The 16,349-nt window shown below is 64.4% G+C and carries 13 protein-coding genes; 10 read left to right on the forward strand and 3 right to left on the reverse strand.

The window, feature by feature from the left end:
* Positions 1-43: 43 nt before the first annotated feature.
* From AB4Z44_RS10175 to AB4Z44_RS10195, 5 genes are all read left to right on the forward strand, one after another.
* Positions 44-1,681: a hypothetical protein gene (locus tag AB4Z44_RS10175; RefSeq protein WP_404713919.1), complete on the forward strand. Its 1,638-nt coding sequence runs from the start codon at positions 44-46 to the stop codon at positions 1,679-1,681.
* Positions 1,682-2,281: 600 nt separating this feature from the next.
* Positions 2,282-2,992 (forward strand): TetR/AcrR family transcriptional regulator, encoded by a 711-nt coding sequence (locus tag AB4Z44_RS10180; protein ID WP_404713920.1) that lies wholly within the window; start codon positions 2,282-2,284, stop codon positions 2,990-2,992.
* A gap of 60 nt (positions 2,993-3,052) precedes the next feature.
* Positions 3,053-4,165, forward strand: coding sequence for an MFS transporter (locus AB4Z44_RS10185; protein WP_404713921.1), 1,113 nt, complete (start codon positions 3,053-3,055; stop codon positions 4,163-4,165).
* A 170-nt stretch (positions 4,166-4,335) separates the two neighbouring features.
* Positions 4,336-5,292 carry a prolyl aminopeptidase gene (gene pip / locus AB4Z44_RS10190; RefSeq protein WP_404713922.1) on the forward strand — a complete coding sequence of 319 codons (957 nt, stop codon included), beginning with the start codon at positions 4,336-4,338 and terminating at the stop codon, positions 5,290-5,292.
* A 62-nt stretch (positions 5,293-5,354) separates the two neighbouring features.
* A complete protein-coding gene (locus AB4Z44_RS10195) occupies positions 5,355-6,953 on the forward strand; it encodes an amidohydrolase family protein (RefSeq protein ID WP_404713923.1) in 1,599 nt (532 codons plus the stop codon).
* 46 nt (positions 6,954-6,999) lie between these two features.
* Here the strand turns inward: AB4Z44_RS10195 and dgcA are convergent, their stop codons facing one another.
* From dgcA to AB4Z44_RS10210, 3 genes are all read right to left on the reverse strand, one after another.
* The gene (gene dgcA, locus AB4Z44_RS10200) at positions 7,000-7,974 is read right to left on the reverse strand and encodes an N-acetyl-D-Glu racemase DgcA (protein WP_404713924.1); all 975 of its coding nucleotides are present in this window, start codon (positions 7,972-7,974) and stop codon (positions 7,000-7,002) included.
* A complete protein-coding gene (dgcN, locus tag AB4Z44_RS10205; RefSeq protein WP_404713925.1) occupies positions 7,959-8,969 on the reverse strand; it encodes an N-acetyltransferase DgcN in 1,011 nt (336 codons plus the stop codon). The genes dgcA and dgcN overlap by 16 nt, the downstream gene beginning before the upstream one ends.
* A gap of 132 nt (positions 8,970-9,101) precedes the next feature.
* On the reverse strand, positions 9,102-9,755 hold the full coding sequence (locus tag AB4Z44_RS10210; protein WP_404713926.1) for a helix-turn-helix domain-containing protein: 654 nt from the start codon (positions 9,753-9,755) through the stop codon (positions 9,102-9,104).
* Positions 9,756-9,956: 201 nt separating this feature from the next.
* Here AB4Z44_RS10210 and AB4Z44_RS10215 point away from each other — a divergent pair, with 201 nt between their 5' ends.
* The 5 genes from AB4Z44_RS10215 to AB4Z44_RS10235 all read left to right on the forward strand — a co-directional run bounded on the left by AB4Z44_RS10215 (position 9,957) and on the right by AB4Z44_RS10235 (position 16,349).
* Positions 9,957-10,973, forward strand: a complete 1,017-nt coding sequence (locus AB4Z44_RS10215; protein ID WP_404713927.1) for a dipeptide epimerase — start codon at positions 9,957-9,959, stop codon at positions 10,971-10,973.
* 34 nt (positions 10,974-11,007) lie between these two features.
* Positions 11,008-13,098, forward strand: a complete 2,091-nt coding sequence (locus AB4Z44_RS10220; RefSeq protein ID WP_404713928.1) for a S9 family peptidase — start codon at positions 11,008-11,010, stop codon at positions 13,096-13,098.
* A gap of 271 nt (positions 13,099-13,369) precedes the next feature.
* On the forward strand, positions 13,370-14,410 hold the full coding sequence (locus AB4Z44_RS10225) for a DUF1611 domain-containing protein (RefSeq protein ID WP_404713929.1): 1,041 nt from the start codon (positions 13,370-13,372) through the stop codon (positions 14,408-14,410).
* A 17-nt stretch (positions 14,411-14,427) separates the two neighbouring features.
* Positions 14,428-16,053: an amidohydrolase family protein gene (locus AB4Z44_RS10230; RefSeq protein ID WP_404713930.1), complete on the forward strand. Its 1,626-nt coding sequence runs from the start codon at positions 14,428-14,430 to the stop codon at positions 16,051-16,053.
* On the forward strand, positions 16,041-16,349 hold the full coding sequence (locus tag AB4Z44_RS10235; protein WP_404713931.1) for a hypothetical protein: 309 nt from the start codon (positions 16,041-16,043) through the stop codon (positions 16,347-16,349). The genes AB4Z44_RS10230 and AB4Z44_RS10235 overlap by 13 nt, the downstream gene beginning before the upstream one ends.

Below are 16,349 nucleotides of genomic sequence, written 5' to 3' on the forward strand. Positions count from 1 at the left end.
CCCGGGACGTTCACTCAGGGTGGACATTAAGGGGTATGAGACGATGAAATTGCATATTGCGTTGCTAGCCACGGTGGCAGCCACTTCGCTGATCGCCGGTGGAGCGACAGCGGCGCCGCGCAAGACGAAGCACGAGGCGCCTTCGACCAAGGCGTTGCTCGATCAGATCCACACGATGCAGGCCGAACTCGACGAACTGCGCTCAGAGGTCCACCAGCAGACGGCCGCGCAGGCCGCGACCCAGCAGCAGGCCACCGCCGCGCAGACCCAGGCCGCCGCCGTTCAGAGCCAGGTTGCGGCAGTCCAGACCCAGATCGCGTCAGCCCCCGCGCCGGTGAGCAAGGAGCAGGTCAACACCCAGATCGCGAGCGCGATCGACAAGGAACATCATAACGATAAATTCTACTTCAAGGGAATCACGATTACGCCGGGCGGCTTCCTGGAACTCGCGGGCATCTATCGCGACCATTTCCAGGGCAACGACATCTCGTCGAGCTTCGCGGTCAACTTCCCCAATGCGCGGCAATATCACGAGCATGAAGGCCGCTTCACCGCACGCCAGAGCCGCGTCTCCTTCCTCGCGCAGGGCAATGTGAACAAAAGCATCGTCGCCTCGATGTATGGCGAGTTCGATTTCCAGGGTGCCGCGCAGACCGCCAATTCGAACCAGTCGGACAGCTACAATCCCCGCATCCGCAACCTCTACGGCACGATCGACTGGAACCGCGGCGATTATGGCCTGCATCTGCTCGCCGGCCAGAACTGGTCGCTGGTGACGATGCAGTCGAAGGGCATTTCGCCCCGCGCCGAGGTCACGCCGCCGCAGGTCGACGCGCAATATATCCCCGGCTTCGCCTGGGCTCGTCAGCCGGGCGTCCGCATCGCCGCCGACTTCATGGATCACGCGCTGTGGGTCGCAGTCGCGGCCGAAAATCCGCAGAACAATACGGCGGCGGGTGGCGTGGCCTCAATCTCGGGCACGACCGGCGGCTCGGGCTTCAACAGCCTCAACAGCAATTCATTCAACGACGTACCCGACATCATCGGCAAGGTTGCTTATGAGGCCAATATCGGCGGCCGTTCGCTCCACCTCGAAGGCTTCGGCATCGTCCGCACCTTCAACGAGCGCCTGATCTCGGGCACGACAGGGGCCAACCGTAGCGTCAGTACCTTGGGCTATGGCGGCAGCATCAACCTGCAGGTCGTGCCGAAACTGCTCGATGTCCAGTTCTCGGGCTTCGGCGGCAAGGGCATCGGGCGTTACGGTTCGGCGGGCCTGTCCGATGTCGCCTTCTCGACCGACGGTCGGGTCCATCCGATCAACGAGTTCATGTTGCTCGGCGGTGTGACCGTGCATGCCAGCAAGGCGCTCGACCTCTACGGTTTTGCCGGCGAGGAGCAGGAGAGCCTGTCCAAATATGCGCCGAATTTCGGCAGCATCGCCACCAGCAATGCCGGTTGCTTCATCGAAGGCGGCACCTGTTCGCAGAATACGCGCCGCATCCGTCAGCTCACATTCGGGTTCTGGGACAAATTCTACCAGGGTTCGTTCGGCCGCGCGCAGGTGGGCATCCAGTATAGCTATACCCAGCGCCAGCTCTTCGAAGGCGCGGGCTACGACGGCTATCCGCAGGCCGGCAACAGCATGGGCTTCCTGAGCTTCCGTTATTATCCGTTCTGATTCCGCTGCCCGTCATGGCTCGCGCCGTGACGGGCATTCGGTCAGTCGGCGAATCTTCCTCGACACAATCAGCAGGCACGGTCGGCCAAGGCCGCGGTACCAGTCATCGTCGGATGGGCCTGCTCCTTCACCCCCTTTCGGGCGATGACGCGATCGAGTTGACTCCGCCCGCAAGTCGCGGAAATTGCCCGGCCAATCCGGCCGCGCCAGACTGGTGACACATCGAACAACGTCGCTTATAGAGCGCGGGCGGCGCCGCGAACGCAGGAGAGGCGTTGATCATGGGGGCCGGTCGCGAGAAGAGAAAAGGCGGCAAATCTGGCTATGATCAGGCTTGGACCCTCGCTGTCGCACGCGCGACTGATCGCGCGGTCACAGCTGCTTCGCTTCGGTATGAACCCCGCCCCTGCGGTTGTTGGAACTACGGAAACCCCGTATCCGATCGCCATCATTTTGAAGCAAATTCATGCAGAAACCGAAATGAATCGCGTCTAGGGGGCGAGCTTCTTAAAAGCGTTGCCCCGCGCAGAAGTTTGACGTTCATCAAATTTTGCGATGCTGCAACGCATCCGGTGATTTGCGTTCGAGAGAAAGCGTACGATGTCGACTGATCCGATCAAGGCCGCTCCGCTTCGCCCCGGCACCTATGCCCGCGGCGCCGAAACCGTCGACCTCATCCTCAAGGCCGCGCTCGAGGTTCTGCTGGAAGAGGGGGCGAGCGGCTTTTCCCTGCGCCGGATCGCGGCCAAATGCGGCATGAAGGTAGGCAATCTCAGCTATCATTTCCCCCGCAAGGAAGCCCTCATCCAGCTCCTGCTGGAAGAATTGCTCGAATCCTACGGGCGGCTGCTCGATCGCACCGTGCGCGAGACCGATCTGACGTCCGAAGAGCGCCTTCGCGCCGTGATCGACATCTGCCTGGTCGACATTCAGTCGAGACGCACGACCCATCTCTTCACCGAATTGTGGGCGTTGGCCAACCACAACGCCTTCATCGCCGATCGGGTCGAGGCATTCTATCGATCGGTGCAGGACATCATCGGCGAATATGTCGGCGAACTGAATCCCGCGCTCAACGCCGAGGAGGTTCAGATCGTCGCGCTCTACATCAGCGCGTCGATGGAAGGTACGACCCCGTTCCTGGGACATAACAAGCCTTGGCATGCCCAGATGGGCCAGATCAGAAACCTTTCGTCCAAAACGCTGGTGCATCTTGCCAAGACCGTGACACCGAGTGATATTCGCGGCCCTGAAGAGCCGGTCCAACTCAAGCCCCGGCCCCGCAAAGGGGAGAGTGCCCGAAGAACCTGACGTGCCCTGGCAGGCACGAGCGCCTGCCATGGGAGCTTGGGTTTGGAGGATCGGCATTATTTGCGGGACCGCGTCGTCGCGGCTCTGGCATGCCTTCAGCCGGGCATCGATCCGGTGTTCCTCGTATTGCTATCGGGCAATCCCGCCATTCCGCTTTCCAGCCACGGGCTGATCGTCAGCGCGAGCCAGCTCGGGATGATGCTGGGCGCAGTCTTCTACTGGCGCTTGCCGGGGCGCATCGGCCGCGGACGTGCCGCGCTGGTTGCCGCTGCCGCGCTTGCCACCAGCTTGATGACGGCGTTCGCCGATACGGTCGCGGTGCTGGTCGCCCTGCGAGCGCTCTATGGCCTCGGTACTGGCATTCTCTACACCCGCGCCGCGAGTGCCGCAGCCGCGCGCAACGCGCCGCAGGCGTTCGGTACGATCTTCCTGATGCAGCTTTTGCTTTCGTCCTTGGTAGCAGCGGTGCTGCCCTGGCTGGCCGGCCAGGCGGGGCCGGCGATCGGCCTCGCCGCACTCGCAATCGGCCCGGCGACGATCCTGATCCTGTTGGCTTTGTCGCGCGGGCCCGAAGCGCAGGCCCGGCCGCGCTTTGCCGCGACGACGCGCGCAACCGACAAAGCTGGATCGATCGCCGCCGCAGCAGCCCTGTTCCTGTTCATCTGCGCTACGATGATGATCTGGAGCCATGTCGGCGCGGCCGCAATGGAAGCCGGCCTCGACGATGGCGAGATCGGCTGGGGCGTGGCGATCGGATCGCTGAGCGGGGCAGTGCCGGCGATCGCGAGCTCCTATCTGCGCAGCCGCCTGCCGTTGCTGATCGGCGCCGGCGCGAGCGCACTGGCGATGATCTCACCTTTGCTGTTCGGGGGCGTAATGGACGTCGTCACCTTCACGATACTGATGGTGCTGTTCAACGTCGGCTCGACTTATGTGATCATTCGCTGCTCGGCGTTGGCCGTGGAGCTCAACCCGACAGGTTTCATGCGCCGTGCCGCGTCGGCCATGCACCCCGCCGGCATGATCGCGGGGCCCATGATCGGCTTCATCGCGATGCGCTTCAACGGGCCGGTCGGTCTGATCGACATGGCTGTCGTCGCCGTGTCGGCCGCGATGGTGGCGCTCACCATGGCGCGTTCCAATGCCGCCCGGTGGCGGCTGCTCAAGGCCTGAAAAATGGTGGATTCCGCCGAAACGACGATCGATCCGGCACACCGCGAGGCGCTCGTACCAGCGTGGGGCAGACCCTGATCGTTGTCGCGGCGCTGGCGCGGGCGCGCCCGCCGATGCCGGCCCTGGCTTAGGCGCTTTCGCTCGTCGCCGATTTACTCCAGACGGAACGCATGACCTACCGCACCCTCTACCCCGCGATCGAACCTTATGAGACCAGCATGCTCGATGTCGGCGACGGCCACAGCATCTACTATGAGCGCAGCGGCACACCCGGCGCCAAGCCGGCGGTGTTCCTGCATGGCGGACCGGGCGGCGGAATCTCTCCGCGCCATCGCTGCCTGTTCGATCCGGCGCTCTACGACGTCATGCTGTTCGATCAGCGCGGCTGCGGACGTTCGACCCCGCACGCCAACTTGGACGCCAACACCACCTGGGATCTCGTCGCCGATATCGAAAAGCTGCGCGCGCTGGCGGGCGCCGATCGCTGGCTCGTGTTCGGCGGATCGTGGGGATCCGCCCTCGCATTAGCCTATGCCGAAACGCATCCCGATCATGTGAGCGAACTGGTCCTGCGCGGCATCTTCACCGTGCGAAAATCCGAACTCGACTGGTATTATCAATTCGGCGCGTCCGAAGTCTTCCCAGATTATTGGGCTGAATTCGTGGCCCCGATCCCGCCCGAGGAGCGCGGCGATCTGCGCAGCGCCTTCCGCAAACGGCTGGTCGGCGACGATCCCGTCGCACAGATCGAGGCCGCGAAGGCATGGTCGCTATGGGAAGGCCGGACGATCAGTCTGCTGCCCGATCGAGCGACCTCGGCCGGGTTCGAGGACGGCCATTTCGCGCTCGCCTTCGCGCGGATCGAGAACCATTATTTCGTCCATCATGGCTGGCTCGAGGAAGGCCAGTTGATCGCCAATGCCGGGCGGCTGCGCGACATTCCGGGGACGATCGTGCAGGGCCGCTACGACATGGCCTGCCCGGCGCGATCGGCCTACGATCTGCATCAGGCGTGGCCTGAGGCAGATTTCCGGCTGGTCGAGGGCGCCGGGCATGCGTTCAACGAGCCGGGGATATTGCACGAATTGGTCGAGGCGACCGACCGGTATGCGGGGAAGATCGGTTAGGGGCTTTTGTTATGGGGAGGCCATCGATGCGCTCGGAACGGACGGGGACGGGCAGTTCTCTCATGAAGCGCCCGTACATTCTCATCGCACTCCTACTCGGCACAAGCGCCTTGGCCGCGTCGAGCGCGGACAAGTCCGCCACACTGATCATCCGCGGCGGTACGATCTACGACGGATCGTCGCAGACCCCTCTGATCGGCGACGTCGCAGTTGCAGGCGACCGGATCGTCTATGTCGGGCAGACCGCCGCCGATCCGTACCGGAGTGCGCACGTAATCGATGCCAAGGGTCTGGTCGTAGCGCCAGGCTTCATCGATCCGCACACCCATTCGGATGCCTTTCTCCTGGGCAAGACCGCCGAGGCCAGGCTGGTGCTGCCCTGGCTGAAGCAGGGCGTGACCACGATCTTCACCGGCAGTGACGGTGCCGGCCAAAGCGGCAAGAGCGATGTCGCCGGCTATCTCGCCACGCTCGACGCCGCGCCGATCGGCCCCAATGTCGTCAGCTATGTCGGTTTCGGCGCGGTGCGTCACACCGTACTCGGCGACGATGCCCGCGCACCAACCGATTCCGAGCTGACCACCATGAAGATGATGGTGGCCAAGGGGATGTGCGAGGGCGCGTTCGGGCTTTCGACCGGACTGTTCTACGCGCCTCAAAGCTTCGCCAGGACCGAAGAGGTGATTGCGGTCTCGCGCGAGGCGGGATTGCGCGGCGGCGTCTACGATACCCACCAGCGCGACGAGGGCACCGGCCATACGATCGGCCTGATCCCGTCGATGCAGGAGGTGATCCGGATCGGGCGCGAGGCGCACATGCCGGTCCATTTCTCACACCTCAAGGCCGGCGGGATCGAGGCGCACGGCAAGGCGCCCGAGATGATCGCCTTGATCGATGCAGCGCGGCGCGAGGGCATCGATGTGACCGCCGATCAATATCCCTACAATGCCTCGCAGACGAGCCTCGCGGCGCTCAATCTGCCGCCCTGGGCGCTCGACGGCGGGCAGGCGGCGCTGGCCAAACGCGCAGCCGATCCGGCGATGCGCGAGAAGATCAAGACCGAGATGCGCGGCTTCATCGCCGGGCGCGGCGGCGCCGAAACGCAGATGGTGATCGTCGCCGGCCAGCCATATAGCGGCCAGCGGCTCGACCGGATCGCGCGCGATATGCAGCTCGATCCGGCCGAGGCGGCGCTGCGGCTCATCCTCCAGACCGAAGGCCGCGCGCGCGTCATCTCGTTCAACATGGCCGAGAGCGACATCGAACTGATCATGCGGCAGCCCTGGACGATGACCGGATCGGACGGATCGGCTGGTCACCCCCGCATGTACGGCACCTTCGCCGAGAAATATGCCAGATATGTCGTGGCGGAGAAGGTGATCGGCCTGGCCGATTTCATCAATTCCAGCACGGGACGTACCGCCGATTTCTTCAAGCTGGAGGGGCGCGGGCATCTGCGCGCCGGCGCATTCGCCGATGTGGTGGTGTTCGATCCCGCCACCTACCGGCCGCGATCGACCTATACCGCGCCGACCGAATATGCCGAGGGGGTGCGGACCTTGCTGGTCAATGGCGTGCTGGCGATCGATGGCGGGCAAGTGGTGGGCAAGGGCAGCGGGCGGGCGTTGCGGCATGTGCCGACTGCGGGGACTTGTTCTTAGGAGTTGGGCAAACCCCACCCCGTTGGCCCCGAGCAAAACCCCTGACTTAACCCCAGAACCCCGCCTCGGGCGGCAGCATGATCCCGCCCTCGCTCAGCCGCACCCCGCCCGGCCGATCCTCGGTCAGCCACAACGGCCCATCCAGATCGGCACAATCGGCCTGTACCGCCACATGGAAGGCCGGCGCGATCGACAGCGACGTCGAGATCATACAGCCGACCATCACGTCCATCCCGATCGCGCGCGCGCCCGCTGCCAGATCGAGCGCCTCGGTCAGCCCGCCGGTCTTGTCGAGCTTGATGTTGACCATCCCATAGCGCGGGCGGAGCCGTGCGAGATCGGCCGTGGTGTGGCAGGATTCGTCGGCGCAGATCGGCACCAGCGGTTCGAATCCCTCCAGCGCGGCATCGTTGGCGGCGGGCAAAGGCTGTTCCAGGAATTCGACCGCCAGATCGGCCAGCACCGGCTGCATCCGCTCGACCAGATCCATCGTCCAGGCTTCATTCGCATCGACGATCAGCCGTGATCCCGGCACTTCGGCCCGGATCGCGCGGAGCCGTTCCTCGCAAAGCTCGCCATCGACCTTGACCTTGACGATCGCGGCACCGCGCAAGGCGCGCGCCTTGGCGCCCATCGCCTCGGGCGTATCGATGCCGATCGTCAAGGCGGTCGGGATCGGGCTCAACGCGGACAGACCCGACGGGCTGTCATCCAGCACCGCTTCCAGATCCCACAGCGCGCAGTCGGCCGCGTTGCGTGCCGATCCGGCGGGCAATAATCGGCGCAGATCGTCACGGGTAATGCCCTCGCGCAAAGCACCCTCGATCGAGCGAAGCTGTTCGAGCATCGCCTCGACGCTCTCGCCATAACGCGGGGTCACCGCGCCCTCGCCGCGCCCGCAGGCATCGTCCTGCTGGATCTTGACCGTTACCACCTCGGCGACGGTGCGAATCCCGCGCGAGATGCGAAACGGCGTCTTGAGCGGCCATTGCTCGGCGGCGATGGTTACAGTGCGAAGCATGCGCCGAACCGATCGATGATCCGATCGACGCCCATCGCCACCGGATCCTGGCATGGCAGGCCGAGCAAATCCTCCGCCTCGGCACAGGCGCGCTTCGCCGCCTCGGGCGTCAGGGATGCGGTGTTGAGCGCGATGCCGACCGGGATGACATCGGGATTGGTTAGCCGCGCGGCCTCGAGATTGCGTTCGAGGCACAGGGCCAGATCGGGCACGGTATGGACCGCCATGCCGCGCATCCGCACCCGGCCGGCTTCGTGGCAGAGCACGACGGCGTCAGGCTGCGAACCGTGCAGCAAACCGAGCGAGACGCCGGCAAAAGAGGGATGGAAGAGCGAACCCTGCCCTTCGATCAGATCCCAGCCGCCATCCTCACGCGCAGGCGATAGCTGCTCGACCGCGCCCGAGATGAAATCCGCGACCACTGCATCGATCGGCATGCCCGATCCGGCGATGAGGATGCCGGTCTGACCGGTCGCGCGGAAATCGGCGTTGATGCCGCGTGCGCGCATCTCACGCTCCAGCGCCAGCGTGGTATACATCTTGCCCACCGAGCAATCGGTGCCGACCGTGAGCAGCCGTTTGCCGGCCCGGCGCACGCCCTTGCCGACCTTGAGATCGGCCGGCGGCTCGCGCACATCCCACAAGGTACGACCGAGTTCCTGCGCCACCGCGCTGATCTCGGGATTGCTCGAAAGGCGTTGGTGAAGCCCGCTGGCGATATCGAGCCCCGCCCGCAGCGCCTGCACGACATGCTCGACCATCTCGGGCGCGATCACGCCGCCGGCATTGGCGATGCCGAGCACGAGGGTGCGGGCACCGCGCGCCGCGGCTTCCTCGAAGCCAATATCCTCCAGCCCCAGATCGATCGCATCGTCGGTGGTGCGGAACTGGCCGAGGCAAAGCTCCGGCCGCCATACCGCGATCCCGCGCGAAGTCTTCACCGACAGGGGGTCGGCGACCTTGCCGATATAGAGAAGGTAGGGCGGAAGGATCATGGTAGCCTCTTGCTGAACGTGCCGAACTCAAACCCGATCGCCACGACCGCGCAATCATCAATCGCGCCGAATGGCATAACCTCAGGGTATGGGTGCCAGAACCACCCCGGTTACGGCCGGACTTGAAGCCCGCTAAGCCGCCACTTCCTTCTCGATCTCCTGCGTGCGTTCGCCATGGATGTGAATGAGCGAGGCCATCAGATCGTCCTCCTCGCTTGACATGACCGCGACGGTGACCGCCTCGTCACAGCCTTCGCCGGCGAGATACGCATGCCCCATGCCGGAATCGATATAGATCGACTCTCCCGCATTGAGGACGACCGGATCGTAATATTCGGTGTGCACGATCACCTGTCCTTCGGCGACGTAGATGAACTCCTCGCCCGAATGGCGCACGAGATCGCCGAATTCGGCGAGGGACTTTGCCCGAACCCGAGTGATGTTGGGGATCATGCGCTTCTGGCGCAGTTCGGTGCACAGATAATAATAATCGTAATTGGCGGTGTTGACCCGCAACGCCGTCTCCAGCCTGCCGATACTGCGCCGCCCGGTGACCGCCGGGGTGGCCGACGCCTCCCCCTCGGCGAACAGCTCGGACATGCGGATATTGAGCCTCTGACTAAGCTGCTGGAGCTTGTCGTAAGTCAAGGTCAGGCGATCATGCTCGACCTTCGACAGGGTCGAGATCGGGATGCCGCTGCGTTGGCTCATCTCCTTGAGCGTCCAGTCGTTGCGGCTGCGTAGACCGCGCAGAACTGAGCCGAGGGTCGACGGGCGGCTTGGCATGGTAAAACGGTCTCCCACTTGCTCCGCATATCGCTTGACGCATCCTGATCAGGATCATACCATCCTGATCAGGAACAACCTAGCGCTTAAACTGCGGGTTCGGATCGAAATCTACCATTGCTTTGCGTGGGCGCGCAATCACGGGTCGGATTTGGCCGGGTCGTCGCCGGCACAGCCGGGCGCCGCATGAGGACCATTGGCATGATCGAGGTCAAGACGCTGACGCTTCGGGCTACGGTCAAGTCGCTCCCCCTCGCAAAGCCCTTCCATATTTCCGGCCATGTCTTCACCACGAGCGACGTCGTCGAAGTGATCTTGTCCGATGGCCGCCACATCGGCCGGGGCGAAGCGTCGGGCATCTATTATATGAACGATGACGTTCCGGCGATGATGGCGGCCATCACGAAGATCCGCGACAAGATCGAATACGGCATCACACGCGCCGAACTGCGCGAGATCCTGCCGGCCGGCGGTGCGCGCAATGCGATCGATTGCGCCCTGTGGGAACTGGAGGCGCGCCAGACCGGACGGCCGGTGTGGCAGCTGGCCGAACTAGAAGAGGAGCCCGCCCCGATCGTCACCACCTTCACCCTGGGTGCTGGCAGCCCGGAGGAGATGGCCGAGGGCGCGATTGGATTCAGCGGCGCGATCGCGATCAAGCTCAAGCTGACCGGCGAACTCGATCTGGACATTGCCCGGGTGAATGCGGTGCGTGCCGCGCGGCCCGATTGCTGGATCGGCGTCGACGCCAATCAGGGTTATGAGATCGACGATCTCGATGCCTTGATGACGGCGTTGGTCGCGGCCGAGGTGAAACTGCTCGAACAGCCTCTGCGACGCGGACGCGAAGCCGATCTGGAGGGATTCAAACGGCGCATCCCGATCGCCGCCGACGAAAGCATCCTGACGCTTGCCGATGTGCCGGACGCCGTCGGCCTGTTCGACGTGATCAACATCAAGCTCGATAAATGTGGTGGGCTGACCGAGGGGCTGGCGATGGCGCGGCTGGCGCGGTCGCTCGGGCTTCAGGTGATGGTCGGCAATATGGTCGGATCGAGCCTCGCAATGGCGCCGGCCTTCATCCTCGGCCAGTTGTGTGACATCGTCGACCTCGACGGACCGATCTTCCTGGCTGCCGACCGCACGCCTTCGATCGTCTATGAAGCGGGCACGGCTTTTTGCCCGAGTCCTTGTGGGGCCGTGCCGGCGCGTGAATGATGTAACCGACAAAATCGTCGCGAAGGGGAAATCGATGCTCAAGCGCCTGTGGCTGGCTTGCTCCACCGGAATCGCGCTCGCTGCCGCCACACAGGCCGCGCCACCGCCACCAAAGCTCGAGGCCTTTCTCTCCTACCCGTTCGAGAGCGAGCTGACGGCGCCAAAAGCCGGCGGCAGGCTCGCCTGGATCGAGATGCGCAAGGGCATCCGCAACATCTGGATCGCCGACGGCCCGGATTACAAGCCGCGCCAGCTGACCGACGGCACGCGCGACGACGGACAGGAATTCTCGTCGCTCGCCTTCTCTCCCGATGGCAAGATGCTCGCCTGGGTGCATGGCGGGGGCGAGCATAACAGCTGGGCGAACAACCTGCCGCCGCCCAACCCGGATTCGTCGGTGATCCAGCCGCAGATGGAAATCTGGGTTTCGATCGGCGGCGGGGCGCCGGTCAAAGTCGCCGAGGGCGAGGCGCCGGTCTTCGCGCCGGGCGGCAAGCTGACCTTCCTCAAGGACGGTCAGGTCTTCACCGTCGATCCTTCCGGACAAGGCAAGCCGGTCAAACTCTTCTACGATCATGGCAAGATCGGCGGCCTCGCCTGGTCGCCCGACGGCAGCAAGCTCGCCTTCGTCTCGCATCGCGGCGATCACAGCTTTATCGGCGTCTATTCGTCGCCTGACCGGCCGCTCGCGTGGATCGCGCCGACCACGTCGTTCGACGACAATCCCGCCTGGTCGCCCGACGGTACACGGATCGCCTTCTCGCGGCAGGCGGGCATCGCCGATATCCTGTCGTCGCCGCTGGAGGAGAAGCCCAATCCCTTCTCGATCTGGGTCGGCAGCATCGCCGACGGCACGGCAAAACTGGCGTGGCGCAGCCCGAAGGTCATCAACGGCTCGTTCCCGCAAGTGCCTGACGGGCTCTTCCTGATGTGGGGCGCGGGTGATCGCCTGACCTTCCGTGCCGAAATGGACGGCTGGCCGCATCTCTACTCGTTGCCGGCGTCGGGTGGCGAACCAACCCTGCTGACGCCGGGCAATTTCATGGTCGAGCATGTGTCGATGACGCCCGATCATCGCAGCCTGCTCTATAGCGCCAACAGCGGCACCGCCGAGGGCGATATCGATCGCCGCCATATCTTCCGGGTCGCAGTCGACAAGCCTGGGCCGGTCGGGCTGACGCCGGGCAGCGGGCTCGAATGGACGCCGGTCGGGCTCGGTGACAAGATCGCCTTCGTCGGTTCAACCGCCACGACGCCGATGCGCGTAACACTGGCCGATGCCGGCGGGAAGAACGCGCGTCCGCTGGAAACGACGACGATCGATTATACCGCCAAGCTGATCGTGCCCAGGCCGGTGACCTTCACTGCTTCGGACGGCATGCTGATCCACGGCCAACTCTTCCTGCCCAAGGGACGCGGCAAGCATCCGGGGCTGATCTTCGTCCATGGCGGGCCGCCGCGGCAGATGCTGCTCGGCTGGTCTTACATGGATTATTACACCCACGCTTATGCGATGAACCAATATTATGCGTCGCGCGGGTTTGCCGTGCTGTCGGTCAATTACCGGCTGGGGATCGGTTATGGCCGGGCGTTCCAGCATCCCGCCAAGGCCGGCGTCGCAGGCAATTCGGAATATCTCGACGTGCTCGCCGGCGCAGCGTTCCTGAAAGCCCAGCCCGAGGTCGATCCGGCGCGGCTCGGTATCTGGGGCGGCTCCTATGGCGGGCTGCTGACCGCGCACGCGCTCGCGCACAATAGCGACATGTTCAAGGTCGGCGTCGATTTCCACGGGGTCCACGATTGGACGCTCTATCCCGGCAAGGTCGGGCGGCCGCAACGTTACGAGCAGGGCGATTACGACATCGTTCTCAAGACCGCGTTCGAAAGCTCGCCCGAGGCGGCGATCGCCGGCTGGAAATCGCCGGTGCTGCTGATCCACGGCGACGACGATCGCAACGTCCGCTTCGACCAGACGGTCGATCTTGCGCGAAGGCTGGCCGCGCAGGATACTCCGTTCGAGGAATTGATCCTGCCGAACGAGATCCACGGCTTCCTGCGCTATGACAGCTGGCTGCGGGCGGACACGGCGGCGGTGGCCTTTCTGGAAAGCGTGCTGAAGCCGTAATCGTCAAAATCCTGGCCGCTCGGGGATTTTACCGGTCCTTTCCTTAAGGAGCGCGTGAACAGCAGGCACTCGACCGGTGGGTGGGGAACGGCGAGCACCTTGCCGCGCCTTCAATATGACGCGTGCGGTGACACCATAAACCGTCTCAATCAGAGAAATTTTTCTTTTCAGGCCAACCCGTTCGGATTAGAGATTTGAGCCGGTTGGTGCGGCTATCGGCACTTTGCAGGCACACGAGGGGATTTCAGATGCACTATGCGACGGTGACACGGTGAGCGAAAGCGACAGCGCAGCCGCGCGCGCGATCGAACTCCCCTTCCCTTACCTGCTTTTCCTCGGCGACGTGGAGGATAAGGGCCATGCCAAGACGGCGTTCGGCTTACGCGATTGGGTGCCCGAAAAATGCGTCGCCGAGCTTGCTTTGCCGGCCGCGCAGGTTTCGACCGGCCTGCCCGCGATGCGCCCGGCCGAAGCGAAGGCGCATGGCGCGCGATCGCTGGTGATCGGCGTCGCGGCGTCGGGCGGCGCGATCAAACCGGGATGGATGCCGAGCCTGATAGAGGCGTTAGAGGCCGGTCTCGATCTGGTGAGCGGCATGCACAGCCGCATGGCCGACATTCCACTGCTGGTCGAGACCGCGCAACGGCTCGGCCGGAAGCTGATCGATATCCGCGTCCCGCCCGCCAATCTGCCGGTTGGCACCGGGCTCAAGAGATCGGGCAGGCGTCTGCTCACGGTCGGCACCGATTGCGCGCTCGGCAAGAAATATACGGCTCTCGCGCTGGCCCGCGGCATCGCGGCGCGCGGCGTCGCATGCGATTTCCGCGCGACCGGCCAGACCGGGATCATGATCGCGGGCGGCGGCATGCCGATGGACGCGGTCGTCGCCGATTTCGAGGCAGGCGCCGCCGAAGTGCTGAGCCCCGCCGCAGCTGACGATCATTGGGATGTGATCGAAGGACAGGGATTGCTTTTCCATCCGAGCTTCGCCGCCGTTTCGCTCGGCCTGCTCCATGGCAGCCAGCCCGACGTAATCGTGGTCTGCCACGAGCCGGGGCGACACCGAATGCTTGGCTCGGAGGATTTCGCCACGCCGTCGATCGAGGAAGCGATCGAACTCAACCTGCGCCTGGGCAGCCGGACCAATCCCACGATCCGCTGTGGCGGCGTTTCGCTCAACACCTCCGAATTGTCCGCAGACGAGGCCGAAGCCATGATTGCGGCTGAGAGCAAAAGGCTCGGCCTGCCCGTGGCGGATCCGGTGCGCGGCGGCGCGGCCTTCGAGCGGCTGGTGGATTGCTGCCTTTCCTGATCGAACGGGGACGTTCCATGACGCTCAAGACGCTGCTCGCCTGCTCCGCCGCCTTGCTGCTCGGCAGCGCCGCGATCGCGGCATCGTCCGACTACGATATCCTGATCCGCAACGGCAAAGTGCTCGATGGCGCGGGCAATCCGTGGGTTAAGGCCGATGTCGCGATCAAGGACGGTCGCATCGTCCGGATCGGCAAGCTGACCGGCTCGGCGACCCGCGTGATCGACGCGACCGGTCGCTACGTCTCGCCCGGCTTCATCGACATGATGGACCAATCGGGCGAAACCTTGCTGGTCAGCGGCGGGGCCGAGAACAAGTTGCTCGAAGGCGTCACCAGCGCGATCGCGGGCGAAGGCGGCACGCCGGTACCGGCCGATCAGATCAAGGCCTATTTCGACAAGCTTCAGGCCCAGGGCATCGCGATCAACTTCGGCAGCTATTATGCCACTTATCAGGCGCGCGAGAAGGTGATGGGCGATCGCGCCGGCACGCCGACGCCAGCGCAGATGGCGGTGATGGCCAAGGAGGTCGACACCGCAATGCATGCCGGCGCGTTCGGCATCAGCACCGCGCTGATCTATTCGCCGATCACCTTCCAGTCGACCGCGGACCTGATCGCACTCGCCAAGGTGGCGAGCCAGTGCAACGCTATCTACGCCACCCATATGCGCGACGAGGGACCCAAGCTGATCCCGGCGATCGAGGAGGCGATCCGGATCGGCGAGGAAGGCGGCGTCAAGGTCGAGATCTTCCACCTCAAGGCCGGCTACCGCGCCGGTTGGGGCAAATTGATGCCGGAGGCGATCGCGACGGTCGAGGCGGCGCGTGCCCGCGGGGTCGATGTTGCCGCCGACATGTATGTCTACAACGCCGGGGGTACCGGCATCGACATCACCGTTCCGACGTGGGTGTGGAAGGATGGCGAGGCCAAGGCGATCGAGCGGCTCAAGGATCCCACGATCCGCGCGCGGCTGAAGCAGGAGGTCGCTGCCGGGCCGCAGCCCGACTGGACCAACATGGTGCAGGCCGCCGGCGGCTGGGACAATGTCGTGCTCGGCAACGCGCAGAGCGCGCAGTACGACAAATATAACGGGATGAGCTTCGCCAAGATCGGCGCTGCGCTCGGCAAGGATCCGGCCGACGCGGCATGGGACATCATGATCGCCGGGCTGCCGCACCGATCGATGGCGCTCTATTTCATGATCGGCGAGGACGACATCCGCACCGCCTTGCGCCAGCCGTGGGTCAGCATCGGCAGCGATGCCGGATCGTCGGTCAAGCTCGGCCAGATCGACGGGCTCGGCCTGCCCCACCCGCGCGCTTATGGCAATTTCACCCGCGTCATCGCCGAATATGTCCAGAAGCAGCATGTGCTGACGCTGGAGAATGCCATCCGCAAGATGACGAGCTGGCCGGCCCAGCGCATGGGGCTGAGCGATCGCGGGCTGGTGCGCGAAGGGATGCGCGCCGACGTGCTGGTGTTCGATCTCGACAAGGTGAAGGATGTGGCGACCTACCAGCAGCCCCTGCTACCCTCGACCGGGATCGAGGAGGTGATCGTCAACGGCGTGATTACGATCGATCAAGGCCGCCCTACCGGCGCACGCGCCGGGCAGGTATTGCGGCACACATGTCCTGCGTGATCGATCGGGCAGCAATCGCCGCATCGCCGCCTTCAGCGCCTGACGAGGGCACCGCACGCTGGCACGTCGAAGGCCTTGCCTCGACGCAATCGCCATTGCGAATTCTGGGCCTGCTGGCGCAGCGTGATCGGTTGTTCACGAGTTGCGAGGCGCGTGTCGAGGGCGACGCGCTATCGATGACGATCGCCGTCGATCATATCGCCGTCAGAGACGCCGAACTGATCGCAGAAAGGATGCGCGGGATTGTCGGCGTCGCGAGGGTGGCACTGGATTGGACGGTGCGTCGAGCCGCCTGA

The sequence above is a fragment of the Sphingomonas sp. MMS24-J13 genome (assembly GCF_044905095.1).
In the GTDB taxonomy this organism is placed as follows: domain Bacteria; phylum Pseudomonadota; class Alphaproteobacteria; order Sphingomonadales; family Sphingomonadaceae; genus Sphingomonas_I.

Excerpts from the sequence above, each read along its gene's own strand:
- AB4Z44_RS10230 (WP_404713930.1), top strand. The coding sequence starts at position 14,428 with ATGACGCTCAAGACGCTGCTCGCCTGCTCCGCCGCCTTGCTGCTCGGC.
- AB4Z44_RS10195 (WP_404713923.1), top strand. The coding sequence starts at position 5,355 with ATGAAGCGCCCGTACATTCTCATCGCACTCCTACTCGGCACAAGCGCC.
- AB4Z44_RS10220 (WP_404713928.1), top strand. The coding sequence starts at position 11,008 with ATGCTCAAGCGCCTGTGGCTGGCTTGCTCCACCGGAATCGCGCTCGCT.
- AB4Z44_RS10180 (WP_404713920.1), top strand. The coding sequence starts at position 2,282 with ATGTCGACTGATCCGATCAAGGCCGCTCCGCTTCGCCCCGGCACCTAT.
- pip (WP_404713922.1), top strand. The coding sequence starts at position 4,336 with ATGACCTACCGCACCCTCTACCCCGCGATCGAACCTTATGAGACCAGC.
- AB4Z44_RS10210 (WP_404713926.1), bottom strand. The coding sequence starts at position 9,755 with ATGCCAAGCCGCCCGTCGACCCTCGGCTCAGTTCTGCGCGGTCTACGC.
- AB4Z44_RS10215 (WP_404713927.1), top strand. The coding sequence starts at position 9,957 with ATGATCGAGGTCAAGACGCTGACGCTTCGGGCTACGGTCAAGTCGCTC.
- AB4Z44_RS10175 (WP_404713919.1), top strand. The coding sequence starts at position 44 with ATGAAATTGCATATTGCGTTGCTAGCCACGGTGGCAGCCACTTCGCTG.
- dgcN (WP_404713925.1), bottom strand. The coding sequence starts at position 8,969 with ATGATCCTTCCGCCCTACCTTCTCTATATCGGCAAGGTCGCCGACCCC.
- dgcA (WP_404713924.1), bottom strand. The coding sequence starts at position 7,974 with ATGCTTCGCACTGTAACCATCGCCGCCGAGCAATGGCCGCTCAAGACG.
- AB4Z44_RS10235 (WP_404713931.1), top strand. The coding sequence starts at position 16,041 with ATGTCCTGCGTGATCGATCGGGCAGCAATCGCCGCATCGCCGCCTTCA.